Below are 18,760 nucleotides of genomic sequence, written 5' to 3' on the forward strand. Positions count from 1 at the left end.
TCAATCATTATGGTGAGGTGACAATCTCTTTTCTTAATTAAAGCTTCTATTAGATAAAGCTATCTTTCAAAAAGCCTTGTTGGCCCAATAGCACAAAACCTTTTCTGGAAGTGCGGAATGCAAGTATGAATGGAATTATGATGGGGCTGAGGGGCAGATGGTTTATGATCCTTCAGACACTGATGGTGAATATTATCAACATACCTACGATGGTCTGTCTCCTAAAATAATGTATGAAACTGTAGCCAGGGGAGATGGAGAGGAATTAAAGATCAAGATCATCTTTGATCAGACCATGAATACGTCAAACATAGCGGTTAGTTTTGGTAAGACTGAGCCATACAACACTGTTGTCTTTGCTACGGAAGGCTGGGAAGAGACCTTGCACCCTAATGATACCTGGAAAGGTAAAGTCAGTATTCCCAAAGGGAAAGATATTGATGGTGTAGATACTATCAGTATTAATGCTTTTGCTCCTGGAGCCGGAGACGGGAAGCAGATCGATAGCGATGGAGTGCTTGATAAATATAATCCGGGAGTGAATCTGGTTCACCACATAACTATCCGCACTTTTCATACAGCGACTTCCTGCAACTCTTCGGGTGATAGCTGGAGTACTTTTTTTGTTGGAGAGACGGTTTATGCCAGTGGGACTGAGTATGTGCCTGGAGAGAGTTATAATCTCTATGTCTTTCCTCACCAGTTGCTGCTTGATGGGGCGGACATTCCGGCTATGTCAGGCTTTCCCAAGCAGGTGACGGCGGATGCTGATGGTGAGTTTATGCAGGCGATCTGGACACCCGGGTCGGGGGATGTGGGCAAGTATGACATTATTGTGGATTATGACGGGGACGGCAAATACAGTAAGCCGGTGAATAATATTGCCATTGATGGGGCGGACGGGCAATTTGCTGATTTTGGGTTTGAGGTAAAGGCTGCTCCGACCAGGGTCTTACGCATTCCAGTCTACTATGAAGACCCCTGGGGCGGGACTCATCCGGTGCCGCCGGGGACATTTGCCAAGGTGAGTAAATTCTATGCCGAGGCCCAGACTCCAGCGGGATATGAATACTGGCTGGAGATGAACTTGAGGGTAAATGAGGACAGTGAGCTGGTTTTTGAAACTACGCTTGATTGTGAACTTTATGAACAGAAGTGTGATCCGCCTGACCCCCACAAACTGCGGATCTTTCTGGAGAGTTTTATCACGGCTATTGAACCGGGTGAAGGACCGAATGATCAGGAGGTCTATCTGGCCCGAAGACCCAGTCCTGAGCCGAATGCCCCCTGGTCTTATCGTTATGCCTCCTCGCTTTTCTGTATTGAGGGTGTGGGTGGTAACGTGTGGATGCCGGTGGGAGGGAAGGTCGTTATCCATTATAATTACCCTGTATCGACCTTGATCGAATACGATAGCTTATATCACGAAAAGGTCTTTCTAAACAAGACAGGGGCCATAGCAGCCATGGATAAGATCCATAAGGGGTATCATTACATGCGAGGGCTTGATCCATCCTTGGCGGGAGTAAGTGGCGCCGGGGCGCCAGGGTATTATGGGCAACCACAAGGGTTGTCCCTACAAACCGGGGTAGGAGTCGCCAGAGCGCCGGCAGCAGAAACTACCGGGGCTGAAGTAGAGTCGGTGACCGGTCTGCGGGTAACGGCTGTTTGGACGGAAGGCAAAGATTGGCATGATGATGCCTCGGGTGATTATTCTTACCTGCCGGATAATACTACCTGTTATGCCCCCAAAGCTGAGGGAAGCTCATATATGCGGCTCTTTATCAACGGCGAGCACTTTGATGAATGGAGCGAAGTCTATACCTTGCAAGGATACACCAATGCTGTTCTTTCCAAAAACGGGCCGATTACGGCCCCTGTGCTCAGTCACCGGGACCCGCTTGATCTTCATCTCCAGGACCTACTGACCCAGGTTCTAATAAACGCTTTCTGTTACTATTTGCCGACGAATATTATGACTTTTCCGGCTATCTTAGCTGCTCCGGCCAGGGCCACGCAGGCTGAAACCCCGCGGGGGATAGATAATGAGATGGCTGTGCTGGATTTCCTGAAGGCGATAAATGATCCGGCTCTGATCTGGGATGCCCTGGCCCACCCCATCCTGACACCACCGGCCCAGAACTATGACGTGCTGGACTTAGCCAACGAGCTAAAGGCCCGGGGGATGATGATAGATGATCTTTTGACCGAGTTTGGGATGAAGATCAAGCTCATTTCAGTGACCAATCCTGATACCCCCAATCCAACCTTTACCTGGGATATGAACCAGATCGAGACCGGGACGCATACGGTTACCCTTCAGATAGCCGAGGATGACACCTTCAGCGCCGGGCTGATCAATATCGGGGGGCTGAGCGGTGAGAGCTACACCCTAAGCGGCCATGATCTGACCGATGGGTTCTACTACTGGCGAGTAGGGCTGGAACAGGATGACCTGGTGGATACCTATTCGGCGGTTGGCTTCTTTGAAATTGAGGCCGGCGGGGCGAATACTCCGCCCACCATTACCATCATTGAGCCCCCAGCCGAAGGGGCTATGGCGGATACCGAATATGTCATTTACTGGCAGGATAGCGACCCGGATGATAATGCCCTGGTCAGCCTTTACTATGATTCAGACGACACAGGCTATGACGGAGTAGAGATAGTCAGCGGCCTATCAGAAGACAATCCGACAGCCACCTACCTCTGGGATATCTCAGGTATGCCGGAAGGCAGCTATTACATCTACGGGGTGATTACCGATGGAGTAAATCCACCGGATTCTGACTACAGTGACGGACCGCTGACTATTGAGCATCCGGGACCGCAGGATACTACTCCGCCGGGGCAGATTATTGACCTGGCAGCCGGTAGTCCGGCGACTGATTCGCTTACCCTGACCTGGACTTCACCGGGGGATGATGGTGACAGCGGGACAGCGGCTGCTTACGATATTAGATATTCTACCTCGCCGATAACAGAGGCAAATTGGGCGGCAGCAACCCAGGTAAGCGGGGAGCCGGCTCCGCAGGTGGCCGGGACTGTTCAGAGCCTTACGGTAGGCGGGCTGTTGTCAGGCACGACTTACTATTTCCGAATGACTGCCTCGGATGAAGTGCCCAATACCTCGGCCCTGTCCAATGAAGCGAGGGGGATTACCCAGTCAGCCGCCAATCCCCCTGCACAGGTGGTTGTGTCTTCTCCTCAACCGGCCGGGGGGTATTTCTGGCTGGAGGTCGAGGTTGGGAATGCCGGAAATCCGGTGGAGGATCTCTTCGGGATTTCCTTTGTAATCGACCCTGATCCTTCCGGGTTATTGACGGTCGAGGAGATAGTGGTGGATACCACCGGGGTGTTAGGGAGCGACCTAACCGATGCCCAGCGGCAGAATCTTGTTTCGACGGAGGAGGTATTGCAGAGTGGAGAGCAGGCCAGGGTCGGGTTGTCCCGGATAGAGCCGTACGGGAACCTGGATAGCGGTTACGGCCGGGTGGCCCGGGTGCTGTATCATCTCTCGCCTGGGGCGACAGTGGGCAGCAGCGTCTCCTTTAACCTGACTGATCTCTCGGCCTACCGGATGGACGGAACGCCGGTAGGGCTTTCTCTTCAGGGGGCGCAGGTAACGGTCAACCAGATCGAGGTTTGGCCCGGGGATACGGATAACAATGGAATGGTGAATGAGCTGGACATCCTGCCGGTGGCCAATCACTGGCTCTTGACCGGGCCGGACAGGGCGGCCGGCTATCCTTCTCAAGCTAATGGGGGCTGGACGGGTTACGGGGCCTCTGCCTGGACTCCGGCTGAGGTCACCTATGCTGATGCCACGGGTGACGGATGGGTAAACGAAAAAGAAGTAGTGGTGATCGGGATGTATTGGGGCGAGACCCACGGTCCGGCGCCGGCGTCTGCTCCGGAGAGAGACATCTTTGCTGCCGATGTAGATCATACGGCCAACCTGGCGGCTTATCAGGCGATGTATCATATGATTGCGGATTGCGCACCCACTTCGTGGGTACCCGAGATTGCGGATTACGGATTGCGAAATGCAGAAGGTGAAAGCCGGAATACGGAATTCAGAAAGCGGAACTCAGAGGGTGGGAGTCAGGATGCGGAGGAAGGCGGGGCAAGTCTTACCCTGCAGGAGAATGAGGCTATTGTCAGGATGAAGGAGTTCCTGGGACAACTGATCGAGCTTGGAATCAAGGGACAGGTGCCGGCTAAGTCGGCCATGGGTCAGAACTATCCCAACCCGGTCAATCCTGGGACGTGGATACCTTTTGCCCTCTCTGAGAAAAGCAAGGTAGAGGTTCAGATTTATAACCTCGCCGGGCAATTGATCAGGACCCTTGAATTGAGCCTTAAGGAGCCGGGGAGCTATCTGACTAAGAATGAGGCGGCCTATTGGGATGGTAAGGATGATGAAGGAAAGGAGGTTTCCAGTGGCATATATCTTTATCAGCTTCGGGTTGGACCTTATATCTCGACCAGAAAGATGATCATACTCAAGTGATTGCGGATTTCGGCATCGTTTCAAATCGCTACTTGAGAAGGGAGAGATCGGTTTACACTTTTTGTTCTCCAACCGGAACACAAAAAAGTCCCAAACTGGCTTTCAGAGCGGGAAAAGGCTGTTTATGTTTGCTGCACACATTGCCTAAAATTGCTAAAAGTGTAAAGCTGCTATTTCAGCATTTTGAAACGATGCCCGGATTTCGGATTGCGGATTGAAAAATAAAGTAACCGTTCACCGCAGAGAGCACAGAGATCGCTGAGAAAGATATAATTTCTTCAAAATTCTCTGCGTTCTCAGCGTGCTCTGTGGTGAACGGTTACCAATAAAAATTGACCCAGTATTACACCCCCCTGAACGGTTACAAAATAAATCTCTCGCAAAGGCGCAAAGGCGCGAAGATAAAACAAATAAGGAGGTAGATGGAATGAAGAGGTATCAAATCTCGATCCTGATGGGTTTTCTGTTAGTTGGGCTTTCCAAGATGGCCCTGGCGGCTGATTGGTGGGATACCAGCTACTCTTACCGGCGGCAGATAGAGATTACAAATATTGCCGCAGGTATTCTGGAAACCGATTATTCATGTAGTGTTACGCTGGATACGACTGATGGAAGCAGGTTTCAGCATGATGGGGATGATCTTAGAGTAATTTACTGGAATGGAAGTTCTAATATAGAGTTGCATAGAGATGTAATAGGCCCGAATTCTACCAATACCGCGGTCTGGTTTGCCACTCAGGCTTCTATCCCCTTTAACGACAATAACTATTATCTTTATTACGGCCATCCTGGAGCCAGTAATCCACCAGCAGACAAGAATCAGGTCTATCTCTTTTTTGATGACTTTAATGATGGAAATGCTGATGGATGGACGCCTCAAAGTGGAACCTGGAACGTGGTAGGAGGTGAATATAGACCTCTGGTCATCCCATGAGCTATACCGGTGACATTTCATGGACAAACTATATAGTAGAGGCAAAGGGAATGATGACCAGTGGGGGGGCTCCTACTATGGAGATTCTTTTCCGGTACAATGATAGCACAAAGTTTTATTTGGTAGGTCTCAACAAGGGAGATAATGTATTTGAAATGTACAAAAATTGGAATGGATGGGGACAGTTAGATTCTCAACCTGCTACGTCGGAGTTAAATACTTATTATTGGTTAAAGATGGCCGCATTTAATAATGGGCTCAAGGCCAAGTACTGGCAAGATTTAAATCCTGAACCATCTGGCTGGGTTCTTAATAAGAGTCATGATGGCATTGCCACGGGTAAGATAGCCCTGAGTGGTTGGAGTACAGCCACCAGGTGGGATGATGTCAAGGTGCGAAAATACATTGACCCGGAGCCAATGACCTCACTTGGAACCGAGGAGTCTCAGGGGCCGGCCGGCTTGAATATCATTACCATCTTATTGCCTGGTGGGACGGTAGGAACCGTCTATTCTCGGACAGTCTCAGCCACTGGGGGGACGCCACCCTACACCTGGTCAATCAGCGCAGGTTCTCTTCCGGGTGGTCTATCTTTAAATAGCTCAACAGGCGTTATTTCGGGCACACCTACCACCGCCGGCACCTCGAACTTCACTGTGCAGGTCCAGGACTCAAGCTCGCCAGTCCAGACAGATGATCAAGCCCTCTCCATCACCATCAATCCGGCTACCTTGACTATTACCACCACCAGCTTGCCTTCAGGGACAGTGGGGACAGCTTATTATCAAACAGTATCAGCCACTGGGGGGACGACACCCTACACCTGGTCAATTCTCTCCGGCAGTTTACCTCCAGGTCTGAGTCTGACCTCAGGGACTCCGAATGCTACCATTTCTGGCACCCCGACTACTGCCGGGACCTATAATTTCACTGTTCGAGTGACCGATGCCGCTTCCCAGACAAACGATCAACCCCTCTCTATTATCATTAATCCGGCTGGCTTGAATATCACTACCACCTCCTTGCCTGGTGGGAGGGTAGGAACCACCTATTCTCAGACAGTCTCAGCCACTGGGGGGACGACACCCTACACCTGGTCAATTCTCTCTGGCAGTTTACCTCCAGGTCTGAGTCTGACCTCAGGGACTCCGAATGCTACCATTTTTGGCACCCCGACTACTGCCGGGACCTATAATTTCACTGTTCGAGTGACTGATGCCGCTTCCCAGACAGACGATCAACCCCTCTCTATTACCATTAATCCGGCCGGTGGCATTCCTATTGAGGTTATTACATCTTCTTCTACTTCGGCTGATTCTGAATTCGATGTTGAAATTCAGGTAGGGGACGCTGGCCATCCGGTCTCTAACCTCTTTGGGCTCTCCTTTTGCCTTAATTATAGTCCGGCTGGGAATGTAACCGAGGTTGTATCTGTAGACACGGAACCAGGATTCCTGGGGAACGATCAGACCCACCATGATGAAGCAAATACTACGACAGGCACGATAAGAATAGGGGTGAGTCGAAAGAGACCGGCCTCCGGAGTGAGTGGCTCCGGCGTGGTGGCCAGAATAAGGCTGAGGGCCTCGGCTTATGCGGCCGGGCAGACAGTCACTTTCAGTCTGAGCGATGTAGATGCCAGAGACCCAAATGGGGGGGTGATTTCACTTAACCCTGTTTCCGATTCAGTTACGATAACTGATCTTGTTGTCTGGCCCGGGGATACGGACAATAATGGGGTAGTTAATGAGTTAGACATCTTTCCGGTGGCTAACTACTGGCTCTCTACCGGGGCAGCCAGAAGTGATAATGGTTTCACCTGGGGGGCTCAAACAGCTACTCCCTGGACCCTGGCTGAGGCAACTTATGCTGATGCCAATGGCGATGGCGAAGTAAATGAGAAAGAGGTAGTAGTGATTGGTGTCCACTGGGGACGGACCCGTGGTGGCGGCAGTCCAGCCCCGGGCAGAGAGATCTTATCCGCAGAGATAAACCATGCCAGAAATCTGGAGGCCTATCGGGCTATGTATCGCTTACTGGAAGATAGTCCGAAGTCAGAGGCGGTAACCAGGATGAAAGACCTTTTGGCTTCCTTGATTGACCTGGGTTTGAGGGGGCAGATCACGGAGAGAACCGGTCTGGCTCAGAACTACCCCAATCCGGTCAATCCTGAGACCTTTATTCCCTTCACCCTGGATTCAAAGAGTGAAGTAAAGATCCTGATCTATGATTTAGCAGGGCAATTGGTAAGGACTCTGGATATGGGCGAGAGAGAGTCAGGAGTTTACTTCACCCAGAAGGAGGCGGCCTATTGGGATGGAAAAGATGAGGCGGGCCGGGAGGTAGCCAGTGGGGTGTATTTCTGCCAGCTTCAGGCCGGGGACAAGATCTTTACTAAAAGGATGATTGTAGTTAAGTAATTGAATAAGCATAGATTACGGAGCATTAAGCCTGGAGTAATATTTTATCTTCAGAGCTCAGTGCTCCGAGTTCCAGGCTTCTTCGTGTTCTACGCTCTTTGTTCAGCGCTAAGAGGTGGTGAAAAAGTTGACAAGGATCGCCTATATATTCTCTCTGGCAGCTCTTTTAATCATCTGCTTTCTATTCGGTTGTGGCAAAAAGGATAGGAATCCTGTTGGAACTAAGTCAGAAGCAAGTATCTATGATCTTGAAGTAAGGCCTGCCTCGACAAAGGCTACCATAAGCTGGAAGACTGATATGGCCACTGTCTCTGAAATAGAATACGGTCCTTGCCTTAATTACAGTTACCAAGCAAAGGATGAGGGGGCGGTCGGGTTCAAGCATGCCCTTGAAATCACAGGACTCATACCAGAGACCGAATATTTCTTCAGAATCGTTGGTGGAGAAGCCACTGGGTTTAGCTTTGTTACTTCATCAGAAGGATTGACCCTCAAAATTGACCCATGTCTGAAACAGATGCAGGTAGGAGAAACCTTTGTCCTGGATATATGGGTGGAAAAGGTAAGCCACCTTTCGGAAGTAGGCTTAAGGTTCCATTTTGATCCAGCCGTGCTTGAGGGATTAGGAATTAGTTCCGGCGAATTCCTGGGAGATAACATACTTTCTCTCCCTAACACTTATGATCTGGAAGAGGGGATTATGGGTATTGGAATGGCCATAAAGAGGATCAAGCCCGGCGGAGAAAGAAGGGAGGTAAGTGGTTCAGGAATAGTAGCTCGACTTAGTTTCTCAGCCAGAGCTGCCGGGGAAACAGAGATTATTATCGATCGAGACAAGAAGGTATTGGCCCTTAAGAAACCGGACGGAAAGTCATCAGTGGATGGCTTTGACCAGCTTTTCCTGGGTTCGGCTTGGATTACAGTACCTCGACAGTGAAAAGTTTCGACCTGTGCAAATAGAATTTGCTACAGAGGCACAGAGGAAGACGTTAGCTCTTAATAGGTTAACGCAGAGGTCGCAGAGGAGACACAAAGGACGCAGAGGGAATAAAAACAGCTCTTTGTTGAATCTTTAGACAGAGGGAATCTTGTAGGCAATAACTCCGCCAAGACACCAAGAGAATCTCAAGTGTCCATCCAGTTGAAGCCAAGAAAGGTAAACATTGAGAAGTAACTGTTAGGACTAAGAGAGGAGAGCCAACGGATTCTACTGCTGATTCCATAGCGCGGCCTCTGGCCGCAACCAAACGAGAATAAGTTTCGGGTTTCGCGGCTTTCGAGTTTCGAGTTCTGCGCTCATCCTAAGAGCCTATCCCAAAACCTCCGCGATAGAAACCTGGTTTCTTGAAGAAACTTGGCTTCTGGTCACACCGGAGAGGTTTTGGGATAGGCTTTAAGGCAAGATATTTCATTGGTGGGCCTTCTTTTAATCGGTGAGTTTATCGCTTTTATCGCACCGAGGTATGTCCAACTAATTCTGTCTCCTGGGAGGAGGATAGGGCATAGCTTCCGAGCAATCCGAGCGCCTTCCACACCCAGAGGGTGCCCGATACGAGGTATGTCTCCTGAGAACCTTTTGGCCTCTCAGGAAAGAGAATTAGAGATATATACCTCGGAGCGATTAAGGCGATAAACTCACAAAAATCGGGACGGTTCAAATCGTCCATTTTTCTTGTGAAACCTTGCGGGTCCTTCGTATCTTCCTCAATAATTCGGGGCAACCTACTCGGGTTACACGAGATCAGAAATCCGTTTTTTCGGAAAAAAACGGGTTTCTAATTTAGCCGCAAGCTTTCACAGTAAGGTGAACCATCCCCAAAAATCGCTCTTAGCATCTTAAGAACCTATCCCAAAACCGATCCGAGCCGCGACCGTTAAGGAGCGACTACCGAGGTTTTGGGATAGGCTCTAACTCGAAACCTGAAACTCGAAACTGATCTAATAATTCTCGCGGACGACGCAAATGTTGGAGGGTAATACTATACGGCTAATCTGGCGGCTTATCAGGCGATGTATCATATGATTGCGGATTGCGCACCCACTTCGTGTGTACCCGAGATTGCGGATTACGGATTGCGAAATGCAGAAGGTGGAAGCCGGAATACGGAATTCAGAAAGCGGGACTCAGAGGGTGGGAGTCAGAATGCGGAGGAAGGCGGGGCAAGTCTTACCCTGCAGGAGAATGAGGCTATTGTCAGGATGAAGGAGTTCCTGGGACAACTGATCGAGCTTGGAATCAAGGAACAGGTGCCGGCTAAGTCGGCCCTGGGTCAGAACTATCCCAACCCGGTCAATCCTGAGACGTGGATACCTTTTGCCCTCTCTGAGAAAAGCAAGGTAGAGGTTCAGATTTATAACCTCGCCGGGCAATTGATCAGGACTCTTGAATTGGGCCTTAAGGAGCCGGGGAGCTATCTAACTAAGAAGGAGGCGACCTATTGGGACGGTAAGGATGATGAAGGAAAGGAGGTTTCCAGTGGCATATATCTTTATCAACTCCGGGCCGGGTCATATATCTCGGGCTCTTTGGTAATTGCCGTGATGAACCACGACGCTGTTATGGTATTCTGAATATTACGCATCTTTTTCAGCGTTTATTTCTGGATCTTACAGGCTATCACCTATTCGCTTAACTTTTTTAGGACACTACTATATATAGGGGTGTATCACGGGAAATACCAAAGAGCCATATCTCGACCAGGAAGATGATCATACTCAAATAAAAGAAGCCACAGAGGCACAGAGCTCCGTGGTTCTGCGGCAAAGAAGTTTTTGGGAGATAGTTATGCGAATTAAATCAAAATTTGTTGGGCTAGTAATGATAGTAGGTATGGTAGGTCTTGGCGTAGAGGCTAAATCTGCTTACATACCTTACGATATCAAGGTCGATATGACCCCGGTGCCGATCCCTGATCCAGAGACGCTGCCTTCCCTGGAAGATATAGGCATTTCTTCTATTTCCAGGGGAGGCATAAGGATAATGCCCCTGGGCGATTCTATTACCCAGGGTGAGGGTGATAACTCTACGGGTTATCGTGATGATCTGGATCAACTTATTGATCCGGGGGGAAGTGAAACCAACTTTGTGGGCTCAAGGTCCAGTGGCAGTTTTGCCGACAATCACCATGAAGGATACCCTGGTTGGGAAACCGGCGAGATTGAGGGTATTGTGGCCGATAGGCTACAGCGTTATGATCCTCATATCGTTTTACTCCACATTGGAACAAATGATTTCTATCATGGTAAATCAGTAGCTTACGCTATAGAACACCTTAATGGAATCATTACCAAGACCTTCGATTACAGCCCCAATATCTACCTCTTGGTGGCCGGCATAATTCCGTGGACATGTTGTGACAGCGGCAAGGTAGACCAATATAACCATGAGGTTTACCAGTTGGTTTCCGATTGGCGGACAAAGGTGGGTGATCATATCAGGTATGTGGATCATTATGATGCCTTTGTAGCTTATCCCAATTGGGCCTCTAACCTTATGTATGACCGGTACCATCCTAACCGCGACGGCTATGCAGTTATGGCCCGGACCTGGTATGATCATCTCAATAACCTCCTGGATATCCCCAATCAGCCGCCTACTATTACCATCCTTGAACCCGATGGAGTAAATGACGTAGCCAATGGTTCTTACACCTTTACCTGGAATGATGCCGACTCTGATGATAATGCCCGGATCAGTTTCTACTACGATGATAACACCAATCCTGATGACGGATGCACCCTTATTGTTTCCGGCCTAAGCGAGGACGATGAAACCGATGCTTACACCTGGAACACCTCAAGTTTACCCTATGGAAACTATTACCTCTACGGTGTGATCAGTGACGGCTTCAATTCCGCCTCTGATTATGGGCCCGGGTTACTGACGGTTAGCCATAGTCCCTTTCAACCTGGCCTGATTCCATCGGCTAAGCATGAGGCCTTGGGTGATGAAAGCTTTTGGCTCAATGGGGCAAAGATTACGGCCGGGGCAAGCCAGCGGGAGCAGGAGATCGCCCAGGTGCTGGCAGATGAACTTAATAGGCGTAACCCTGGGGTGGGAGTCTCGGTAGGTGCAGGCGGTAATATTCTGCTTATGCTTGGCCGTGGGCCCGACCAGAGGGAAGGTTACAGATTGAGCATCAACCCAAGTGGTATTACGATCGAAGGCAGGGAGACTGATGGTCTTTTCTGGGGGGCAATGACGGTGGTTAATCTCTCGGATGATGGAAAGGTGACTTGTGCGAAAATTGAGGATTACCCGGCCATGGAGTTCCGTGCCATCCATATGAATGTCCGCGAACCAAACAGGGATCGCTTCTTTGACGGAAATGAGGGGAAGATTCCTACCAGTTATTACGGCAAGTCGATTATGTACTCGCTTGACTGGCTCAAGAACTTTGCCCGTGAATGCGCCTTACTTAAGATGAACTATATTGTCTTCGAGAGTGACGACAAGGTTCAGTGGCGCGCCACCCCTGATAAGCGGCATGATCCGTCATTGACACCAGATGAGGTGAGGGAGTGGTGCGACTATGCCTTGAAGTATAATGTCAAGATTTGTCCCCTGGTCAATGCCCCAGGCCACGCCCATTGGTATACCAGCCATGGAAAGGAAGGTTATGGCGGCTGGGATGCACCTGGTTATGAGCTGGATACTGACGATCCACAAGTTCAGGCGGATTTCAGGTCAATCGTGGAAGATGAATGCCTTTGGTTTAGCGCTGAGTATGTCCATCTGGCCGCAGATGAAACCGGCAATGTAGAAGATTTCCTTAAACCACTTTTCGAGGTGGTCAATCAGCATAACAAGACAGCCATAGTCTGGTCTGGCGGGGCGAATGATGTGGCTGAAGAATTCGGCGCTATTGTTATGAAGTGGCACTATACAGGCGAGGGCCAATCATTATCACCTGGTGGTATAGGGGCGGGCGCTATCTTTAGTAATAGTGCCGGTCAGGGAATTATGGGCTACGATGACCGTTCAGCTAATAACTACGGTTGGGGTAAAAAAGTGGTTGAGGGAGGCGCCCTGGGATTCCTCACTGATGTGTGGATGAACTACCCTGGCCCCTCTTACGAAGGTTTGTGGGAACAGATCCACATGGCAAGCCAGGCCAAGTGGGGGCCGAACAGTAAGCCTACCGACTATGGCTTGCGCTTTGCCAAACAATTTTTCGGTGTAGCCGACGAAGGCATCTACGACTCCTACGATAAGCTTTATGACTTAAAGCATAGCGGCACCCGTTCCTATTTTTACCTCTCCGCTCGTGATGTGGCCAACCCAGTGAAGGAAAGTTGGATCTGGGACCCAGATGAATACTTGTTGAAGGCAGAGAGCCTCCAGCAAGCGGTTGAGCCCTTTATGGGTGATGTCAAACGTCACCAAATTGCCATTGACTTTCTTGATTGGTATGCTCAATTTATTGAATTTCAGGCGTGCACCTTAAAGTATTATCTTGATAACAGTCGAGCCGACCTGAGGACAAGGGCCAGAGAAATGGCGGCAGAAGTCAAGGATGGTTTCCAGAATATTTGGGGTTGGGGTATGACCGGACAATACGCCATCGACAGTTGGAAGCAGGTCATAGATAGTAGAGAGGAAGAGTTAGGCGGATACCCTCCTCAGGCCAGGCCCTTTATTAGCCTGATTGAACCCGATGGAATAGATGACCTGACCGACCGCAGTTATCTTATTACCTGGCAGGATGAAGATGTAGATGACGATGCCCGCATCTCTCTTTACTTCGATAATGATACTGATTCCTCGGCCGGTCTTCGACTCATTAAGACTAATTTGAGTGAGGATGATGAAACTGATGCCTATCTCTGGGATACCTCAGCGGTAGCTGAAGGTGACTACTATATCTATGCTGAGATCACTGACGGTAATTCTTCCGCTTCTACTTACAGCCCTGGGCCGGTAAGGATTATTCACCCGGCGCCTTTTAAAATCGAGTGCCGTTCGCCTCAGATAGCCGGGACAGAGTTTGAAGTTAGCCTACTGGTTGGAGAACAGGAAAGGCCGGTCGAAAATCTCTTCGGCCTATCCTTTATCCTGACCTATTCTGACACCGAATCTATTAGGGTGGTAGAGCCGGCCAAAGATAATATCCTTATCGAACCCAATGACTTCTTAGGTTCAGATATACTTACTGTTTTTGGTATAGATCAGGTGAGAGGTGAAGTGAGGATTGGTCTCTCCAGAAAGGAAGGCCATGGTGGCGTGACGGGATTTGGCCGGCTGGCTCGAATCAGATTTCATCTCCTGGTTCAAGCCGCGGAAAAAGGCCTTGTTTCCTTTGGGCTCAAGGATGTTACAGCGACAGCGCCGGATTTGGGGGTTATTAATCTCAGGGCTTATGGCAAAGAATTAAGCGTTGACAATCCGGTAGTCTGGCCGGGAGATACCAATAATGATGGGACCGTGAATGAGATTGACATCCTACCCATAGCTTCCTATTGGCTGCGTGTCGGGCCACCTCGTGAAGGGGCCTCTTCCAACTGGGAGGGACAATCGGCTTCCATCTGGCCGGATCCCTCGGCCCTTTATGCCGATGCCAATGGAGATGGGGTCGTTGACGAACGGGAGATTATGCCGATCGGTTTAAACTGGGCTCAGAGCCATCCGAGGGGACCTGTGCCTACCCCAGTCCGAACGCCTCTGGTCGAAAGGGTCCCTGTCCGAAAAAACCCGCTGGAGGCTTATCAAACTATCTACCAATTCCTTCGGGATTTACCCGAAAATGAAGCCACCTTGAGAATGAAGGCCCTGCTGGCAGAGCTAATTGAGTCGGCTGAAGTTGAGTTTCAGCCTGCCGGTTCCTCAATAGCCACCAGTCTGGCGCAGAACTACCCTAATCCGGCCAATCCTGGCACCTGGCTTCCTTTCACGCTTTCTAACCCCTCTCCGGTAACTATCCGGGTCTACAACAGCGGAGGGGAATTAATCAGGGTTTTAGAGCTTGGCCCCCAAGGGGCGGGTAAGTATATCACGCCTGCCCGGGCGGTCCATTGGGATGGTCGTGATGAAGAAGGCCGGGAGGTGGCTTCCGGGGTCTATTTTTATCAACTTCGGGCCGGAGATTTTATCTCCACCCGGAAGATGATCGTCCATAATCGGTGAACCGATAACCGATGACCGATGACCGATCTGAGGGCGGCAGGAGGCGGCGCTATGCTACACAAGTTAGTCTTTCTACTGTTAGTCAGCTTAATAGTCAACCTGGTCTTTGTCCCTGGTGTCTCTTCCTCTGAATTTGTTCCAGGCGAACTTATCCTAAAACTCAAGCGGTCTCCAAAGATAAACCAGCTCGATCTTCCTAAGAAGGGTCAGGGAATATTTACTAATCTCCCTACCCTGGATGAATTAAACAGAGAATTCCACGTAACTGAAATGAAGAAATTGCTCGAGCTTCATCCCCCGATCAGGGAGAGCTCGATTCAGGCCATTGACCTGACTGACCTCTTTAAACTTATCCTCCCGGCTGATTCTGATCTGGAAGCGGTGGCAGCGGCTTACCGAAAAAACCCCCTGGTGGAATATGCCGAGCCTAATTATATCCGTCGGGTCAGTTATACCCCTAATGATCCCTCTCTTTCCTGGGGACTCTCCAAGGTTGAGGCCTATTCTGCCTGGGATATAACCTCCGGGAGCAATGAGGCGATCATTGCGGTGGTTGATACTGGCCTTGACTGGGACCATCCTGATTTAGCGGCTAACGTCTGGATTAACGCGGGTGAAATCCCTGGTAATGGGCTGGATGACGAGGGGAACGGATTTGTAGATGATTACATGGGTTGGGACTTTACTGATGCACCTGGCGGCCCTGGGGCTGAGGGAGAGGATTATCTGGAGCGAGATAACGATCCTATGGATTTTCATGGGCACGGAACCCATGTAGCGGGCATTGTAGCGGCGGTAGCCAATAACTATCAGGGATCAGCCGGTCTGGCTTACGGTTGTAAGGTGATGGCTGTTAGATCAGGCTATGCGACGAACAATGGCGACGGCTGGCTGGAAGATGACGACTGTGCCGCGGCTATCATCTATGCCGCCGACAACGGGGCTAAGGTAATAAATATGAGTTGGGGAAGTTATTCCCCCTCCAGTGTGATCCAGGATGCCCTCGATTATGCCGCCCTGGCCGGGTGTCTGCTAATAGGCGCGGCCGGAAATTCCAATACATCATCTGTTTTATATCCGGCCGGTTACCCCAATGTATTAGCCGTGGCCGCTACCGACAATAATGATAGAAAGGCCAGCTTTTCCAACTATGGCCACTGGATAGATGTCTGTGCGCCGGGCACAGGGATTTATTCCACCCTCTTCGATAATACCTACGCCTCCTGGAGCGGCACTTCTATGGCGGCCCCATTTGTGGCGGCTTTAGGTGGACTGATCTTCTCTCAAAATCCTACCTGGAATTGGGAAAAGGTAGCCCAACACATCAAGGAGACAGCCGACAATATCGATTCCATTAACCCCTCCTATGCCGGTCTCTTAGGAAGTGGCCGGATAAATGCTTATCGGGCGGTGCTTTCTGAGACAGAACCCCTGGCTTGCACCCTTACCACTCCACCAGCGGATATCTGGCTCAGAGGGACAGTGACTATCTCGGCTGAAGCTGGGGGAGGCAGTGGTATTAGGTGGGTCGAATTCGGTTATTCGACTAACTCTACGGATGGTCAGGATGGGGACTGGTTTGACTGTCCAGGAAGTCCCGACTCATCCGCCCCTTATTACATCGAGTGGGCGACCCAACCCGCGGCTGGAACCGATTCCGCTGTCTGGCTAAGGGCCAGGGCTAAAGATAACTCAGAGGCCTATTCCGGTTACGATACCAGAATGATTAAGGTTGACAACAGTGGTCCTACCTTCGTTTCTTGGACGGCTAACCCTTCTGATCTTACTGGAAGCTCAAGCGGATCATTTACTCTCCAGGTAGAAATTGTTGACGATGGTTCCGGCTTGACAGGCTCTACCCCCCAATTTGATTACCGAATTGATCCGGGAGGTTACGATAAGTACGAGGATATGACCTTTGAAGGAGCCAATAGTTGGTCTTACCAGATTCCTGAGCCGGCTGGAGGTTGGGCATCTCAAATAGAGAAGACAATTTATTATCACGCCAGGTGTAGTGACGCGCTTGGCAACGAAGGCATCAGCAGTGAACAGGCAGAATTTATCGAAGATGATGTGGCCCCGCCAGGGGTGTCTAATTTTTCAGCTCTGGCTATGAATGGCCGTATTGATTTACAATGGGATAACCCTACCGTCCCTGATTGGCAGGGCACTCAAATCCGGGTGGCGGCTGATACCTATCCGGCTTCACCGGCGGAAGGCACCTTGGTCTATGATGGAACAGCCACCAGCTTCACTCACACCGGATTGACTAACGGAACCACCTATTACTATTCTGCCTTCACCTACGATGAAGTCCCCAATTATTCCTGGCCGGCTTATGCTGAGGCGACTCCCCTGGCTTCCCCATTATCCATTGTTTTACCGGCTGAGACGCTGCCGGCCGGATCAACCTTCTGGGCTGATGTTGTCCTGGGGGAGGATAATAACGCCGCCGAAGACCTCATGGGGCTTTCCTTTGTTCTCACTTACAGCGAAACCTCGACCCTTAGGGTGACGGAAGACCATATCTTTGTCGAGACCGGAAGCTTTTTAGGCCCGGGTTTAGTGGAGATGTCCAAGGCAGACCAGGAGAAGGGGGAGATAAGACTGGGTTTATCCAGAAAATATCCGGCGGAAGGAGCGACCGGTTTTGGGAGGATAGCCCGGCTTGAATTTCAGCTTCTCCCTGGGGCTATGTCCGGTCAGGTTATATCCTTCAACTTAAAGGATGTCACGGCCAGAAATGAAGCCGATGATCCGATTGATCTATCTGTTTATCCGGACAAATTAACCGTAAGCCATATAATTGTCTGGGCGGGAGACACCAACAATGATGGCCTAGTTAATGAGATCGATATCCTGCCTATTGCTTCTTACTGGGGACTTACTGGTCCGGTCAGGGAGGGCGCCTCTTCGTCCTGGGAAGGACAATCTGCCTCAACCTGGTCTCAGCCTGAGGCAACTTATGCTGATGCTAACGGGGATGGGGTAATAGACGAAAGGGAGCTAATCCCGATTGGTCTGAACTGGGATTTGACTCATTCAGCCTCTGGTTCATTAGCCGCCCCAGTGGCTGCGATGGAGTCAACCAGGCCCCACCCCTTAGCAGCATACGAGGCTATCTATCGCTTTCTCCAAAACTCCCCTGAAAGTGAAGCCACTACCCGGATGATAGCCTTGCTTTCCGACTTGATCGCCGAAGCTAAAACCATTACCCAAATTCCAGACATCACCGGTCTGGAGCAAAACTATCCCAATCCGGTCAATCCTGAGACCTTTATTCCCTTCCATCTTAGCCATCGAGCCCAAGTAACCATCCGCATCTACGATCTATCCGGCCAGTTGATTCAGACCTTAGATTTGGGGATATTAGAGCCGGGGTCCTATCTGAACCGGAACAGGGCAGCCTTCTGGGATGGTCAGGATGAAGCCGGAAACGAAGTTGCCTCTGGGGTCTATCTTTACCAGCTTCAAACAGGCCCGCATATCTCCACTCGAAAATTGATCGTCTTCAATCGGTGACCGCACCCGCCGGCGCCTTAAAAATTCGTAATCGTTCACCACAGAGTAACTACTCAAAACTAAGTTAAGCAGTTAGTTGGGAGACAAAGCAAAATTCCCTCTCCCTTGATGGGAGAGGGATAGGGTGAAATTGGCGGGCAATATTATTACTCTTGCTAAAAACCTTAGAAAAAGAGCTACCACCCTCCCCTAACCCCTCCCATCAAGGGAGGGGAAGCTCTTATGCCGACGCTGTCAGGACAAAAGGA

Annotated in this window: 7 protein-coding genes; all 7 read left to right on the forward strand. The window is 50.2% G+C overall.

Going from position 1 to position 18,760, the window contains the following annotated elements; translation table 11 throughout:
* Positions 1–157: 157 nt before the first annotated feature.
* The 7 genes from AB1797_06360 to AB1797_06390 all read left to right on the forward strand — a co-directional run bounded on the left by AB1797_06360 (position 158) and on the right by AB1797_06390 (position 18,512).
* Positions 158–4,513, forward strand: coding sequence for a fibronectin type III domain-containing protein (locus AB1797_06360; GenBank protein ID MEW5767237.1), 4,356 nt, complete (start codon positions 158–160; stop codon positions 4,511–4,513).
* Between the two features lie 427 nt (positions 4,514–4,940).
* The gene (locus tag AB1797_06365; protein MEW5767238.1) at positions 4,941–5,447 is read left to right on the forward strand and encodes a DUF2341 domain-containing protein; all 507 of its coding nucleotides are present in this window, start codon (positions 4,941–4,943) and stop codon (positions 5,445–5,447) included.
* 155 nt (positions 5,448–5,602) lie between these two features.
* Positions 5,603–7,867, forward strand: a complete 2,265-nt coding sequence (locus AB1797_06370; protein ID MEW5767239.1) for a putative Ig domain-containing protein — start codon at positions 5,603–5,605, stop codon at positions 7,865–7,867.
* 127 nt (positions 7,868–7,994) lie between these two features.
* On the forward strand, positions 7,995–8,804 hold the full coding sequence (locus AB1797_06375; protein ID MEW5767240.1) for a hypothetical protein: 810 nt from the start codon (positions 7,995–7,997) through the stop codon (positions 8,802–8,804).
* A gap of 1,136 nt (positions 8,805–9,940) precedes the next feature.
* Complete coding sequence (locus AB1797_06380) at positions 9,941–10,438, forward strand: FlgD immunoglobulin-like domain containing protein (protein MEW5767241.1); 498 nt, start codon at positions 9,941–9,943, stop codon at positions 10,436–10,438.
* 214 nt (positions 10,439–10,652) lie between these two features.
* Positions 10,653–14,990, forward strand: a complete 4,338-nt coding sequence (locus AB1797_06385) for a GDSL-type esterase/lipase family protein (protein MEW5767242.1) — start codon at positions 10,653–10,655, stop codon at positions 14,988–14,990.
* Positions 14,991–15,041: 51 nt separating this feature from the next.
* Entirely contained in the window at positions 15,042–18,512 is a 3,471-nt protein-coding gene (locus AB1797_06390; GenBank protein ID MEW5767243.1) for a S8 family serine peptidase, read from the forward strand.
* The last annotated feature ends 248 nt before the right edge of the window (positions 18,513–18,760 follow it).

This window comes from bacterium, from assembly GCA_040753085.1.
Lineage (GTDB): Bacteria > UBA9089 > JASEGY01 > JASEGY01 > JASEGY01 > JASEGY01.